Source organism: uncultured Cellulomonas sp. (genome assembly GCF_963527515.1).
Classification (GTDB): Bacteria; Actinomycetota; Actinomycetes; order Actinomycetales; family Cellulomonadaceae; genus Cellulomonas.
In genome coordinates this window covers 1-3,681 of sequence record NZ_CAURTV010000181.1, presented here as the reverse complement: position 1 = coordinate 3,681, position 3,681 = coordinate 1, and the positions used below count along the sequence as shown (strand labels likewise).

The following is a 3,681-nucleotide window of genomic DNA, read 5'->3' as shown; positions in this document are numbered from 1 at the left end:
CCCACCGACCCCCACCACCGACCCCACCACCCCTCGGCAACCCACCCTTCTGACCGTCAGCAGTCGACGTCCCCGCGGCCCAGTGCCGCCGGACCCCGCGGAAGGCAGCGCCCGCGTTGGTGCGCCGTGGTCGCCCAGCTCGGCGCACCGTCGTCCACCGAGACGACGGACCGTCGTCCACCGAGACGGCGCACCGTCGTCCACCGAGACGGCGCCCAGTCGCGCCTCGAGCGGGACCCACCGGTCGTCGCCGGCAGGTGTGCCCGTTACCTTGGCGCGCATGCGTATCGCGGTCATGTCCGACGTCCACGGGAACCTCACCGCGTTCGACGCGGTGCTGGCCGACATCGACGCGCGCGGCATCACGACCGTGCTCAATCTCGGCGACGTGGCCGGAAAGGGGCCGCGCGGCTCGGCGGCGATCGCGCGCACCCGCGAGCGCTGCGCCGTCACGGTTCGCGGCAACTGGGACGACTTCCTGCCGGTGTCAAGTGACCACGAGGACCCGGCGATCCGCTGGTGGCACGACGAGCTGACCGACGACGACCGCGCCTGGCTGGAGGCGTTGCCGTTCAGTCACGATCTCGTCCTCGCGGGCCGTCGCATCCGCCTGGTCCACGCGTCCGCGACCAGCGTGTACACCCGGGTCCACTTCCACCACACCGACGACGAGTTCGCCGCGATGTTCGCCACGACCGAGCTGACCGGGGACGGTCCGGTGCCGACCGTGGTGCTCTACGGCGACGTCCACGACGCCTACGTGGAGACGAACTGCGGCCGGACGCTGGTCAACGTGGGCAGCGTCGGCAACCCGCTGGACGAGACGACCGCGTCCTACGTGATCCTCGAAGAGGTCGGCGCCACGTTCGGGATCCAGATCGTGCGCGTGCCGTACGACGTCGAGGCGGAGCTGGCTGTGGCTGAGGCCGCCGGGATGCCGACGCTGGAGGCCTGGAGCATCGAGCTGCGCACCGGCGTCTACCGCGGCCGGCACGCGGAGCTGGGGCTCACCACAGGCCGATGACCGCAGCCGCGGTGAGCGACACGGCCAGGCACGTGCCCATCACCACGGCGGTCGTCCGCGCGGCGGTTCGGCCCAGCTGCTGCCAGGCGGCGACGACGGGGACCGCCCACAGGAGAACAGCAACGACCCGGAGGACGGCGCCGCCGACGACGCCGTCGCGGCTCGGGGGCGACGCCATGAATGGCGATCCCAGGAGGAGCCCGATCGTCCACAGGAACGCGGAGATCAGGACGACGACGATGCTTATGCCGACGACGCCGGCGAGCGCACCTGGTCGCGTCGTCATGCCCGAACAGTAGGGGCGCGGACCGGCCGCTCACCCCACCGCAGCCACGAGACGCCGCACCACCTCGTCGGGATCGGCCTCCCACTCGGTGGCCAGCACCTGCACCACGCGCCAGCCGCCGGAGCGCAGCGCGGTCGGTTGCGTGACCCGGCGCTCGTCGAGGGAGTGCGCCGTGAGCCTCGCCGGCTGGTCGACGAGCACCCCGACCGTGTGCTCCAGGGCCCCCGACGGTCGCAGGGCCAGGTCGGCGCGGAACGCGGACTGCCCGACGCCGACGACGACCTCGACCCCGGCCGCGCGGACGGCGTCGGCGATCTGCTCGACCAGCGGCGACGTCGCCGACGAGGCGACGATCCCGGCTCGGTCCCGCAGGGACGCGAGCACCCCGGCGGCCGCGGCGGCGTCCCCGTTGGAGACCGCGTCGGCGTAGTGCAGGAACCCGCGCAGGGTGTTCGCGCCGTCGTTGTAGATGTTGGTGATCGCGGTGTGGTCGATGCTGCTCACCAGGACCATGTGCCGGCGGGCGCGGCTGAAGATGACGTTGAGCCGCTTCTCGCCGCCCGCGTTGTTGATCGGGCCGAAGTTCATCCGCATGCGACCGTCCGAGCCGGGGCCGTAGCAGACGCTCATCAGGATGACGTCACGCTCGTCGCCCTGGACGTTCTCCAGGTTCTTCACGAACAGCCCGACCACCTGGCCGTCCTCCTCGCGGGCGATCTCGGCGTCGTACAGCCGCGCGAAGTCGGCGTCCTCACGCCCCAGCCGCTCCAGCGCGCGCTCGATCTCCGACTGCTGCGCCTCCGAGAACGCGACGATGCCGAGCGTCTGACCGGTCTCCCGCGCCAGCAGCTCGCGGACCAGGTGCGCGATCCAGACCGCCTCGCGCGGGTTGGTGCGCTGCTCGTACACCCCGTCGAGCACCCGGATGGCGCTGATGCTGCGCTCCAGCAGCCCGTCGACCGCAGCGACCACGTCGGCGGCGGTGAACGCGCCCACCGCCACTTCCAGCGGGCGTGCGCGGACGTGCGTGAGGGTCCGGTCGGGGATCGTCGTGAGCCGGCCCTCGTAGAACGCCGCGTTGCTGAACTGGATCAGCGCCTCGTACTGGCTGCGGTAGTGCCAGGTGAGCATCGTCGACGGCAGCCGCACGGAGCCGACCGCGAGGAAGCTGTCGGAGTCGAGCACCGCACCGACCGAGGCGTCCTCGTCGGTCGCAGCCCCGCCCACCTGGAAGTACCGCGTCGGCGGCAGCTGCATCCGGTCGCCCACCACGATCACCTGCGCGCCGCGGAACAGCGCCGGCACCGCCTCCTCGACCGGGATCTGGCTGGCCTCGTCGAAGATCACCACGTCGAACGACGTCTCCAGGGGCAGCGTGTCCGACAGCGACGACGGGCTCATCAGCCACACCGGCCGCATGGCCGCCACGACGACGCCCGGGTCCGCCGACGCCAGGTGCCGGATCGACTTGTAGGCGCGCACCTTGCCGAACTCGTGCTCCAGCTCCCGACGCCCGGCCATCCAGGCCGCCTTGGCCGCGCGGCCGTCCTGCGGCATCCCGCTCACGCTCCGCTGCGAGTGCGTCACCGCGGCGGTGAACCGGGCGCGCAGGCGGGCGGTCACCACGTCGGCGTTGGCCCGCTGCAGCTGCGGCGCTCGCTCGGCCACCCGGTCCAGCAGGTCCGCCAGGCGTTCGCCGTCGAACCGGTCGAGCGCAGGCTCCTGCGCGCGCGCCTCCCGCATCGAGGCGGCGACCACGGCGTACTCGAGCTGGTCCGCGGACGCGTCCAGGCTCCGCAGCGCACGCAGGACGGTCGGCGCCCCGGCGAGGTCCCGCAGGGTGGCCGCGGTGGCGCGCACGAGCGTCTGACCGTCTGCACCCGTCAGGCCCCTCAGCTCGTCGCGCAGGACGCTCAGCGGCAGGTCGTCGGCACCGGCGACGACGCCCGCGAGGCACGTCCGCACCGCCTCGACCCGGTCCGCCAGCCCGTCGAGGGCGTCGTCCGGCTCGGCGTCGGACAGGCGCGTGCGCCACTCGGCGAGCGTCCCGGTGTGCCGCCGGATCGCCGCGATCCGTTCGGTCAGCACCGCCAGGTCGCCGTGACCCCACTCGCGCGCCTGCTCCTGGGCGAGGGCGTCGGCCCGCGCGGCCGTGCCGTAGCGCGCGACGAGCAGTTCGAGAGCCTGTGTGACGGACGGCCGGACCTGCCGCTCGCCCGCGTCGAACCCGGCTCCGACCAGCCGCTTCACGCGACGCCAGCCGCCGTCGAGGAACTTCCAGACGGACTGCTCGCGCCGCCGGGCGATCTCCAGCGCGGCCGCCGCGTCCGGCGCGGACAGCGGCTCGCGCCAGCCCGACGCCGCCCGGTCC

3 protein-coding genes are annotated in these 3,681 nt (G+C 73.3%); 1 reads left to right on the top strand and 2 read right to left on the bottom strand.

What is annotated here, in order from left to right:
* The first annotated feature begins 280 nt into the window (after positions 1 to 280).
* Positions 281 to 1,024: a metallophosphoesterase family protein gene (locus tag RYN42_RS19990; protein ID WP_315099332.1), complete on the top strand. Its 744-nt coding sequence runs from the start codon at positions 281 to 283 to the stop codon at positions 1,022 to 1,024.
* Here the strand turns inward: RYN42_RS19990 and RYN42_RS19985 are convergent.
* Both RYN42_RS19985 and RYN42_RS19980 read right to left on the bottom strand, forming a co-directional pair.
* Positions 1,008 to 1,310 carry a hypothetical protein gene (locus RYN42_RS19985; protein WP_315099329.1) on the bottom strand — a complete coding sequence of 101 codons (303 nt, stop codon included), beginning with the start codon at positions 1,308 to 1,310 and terminating at the stop codon, positions 1,008 to 1,010. The two genes, RYN42_RS19990 and RYN42_RS19985, sit on opposite strands and share 17 nt — an antisense overlap.
* 30 nt (positions 1,311 to 1,340) lie before the next feature.
* Positions 1,341 to 3,681: AAA domain-containing protein (locus RYN42_RS19980; protein ID WP_315099326.1), on the bottom strand; the 2,341-nt coding region annotated here is incomplete at its 5' end.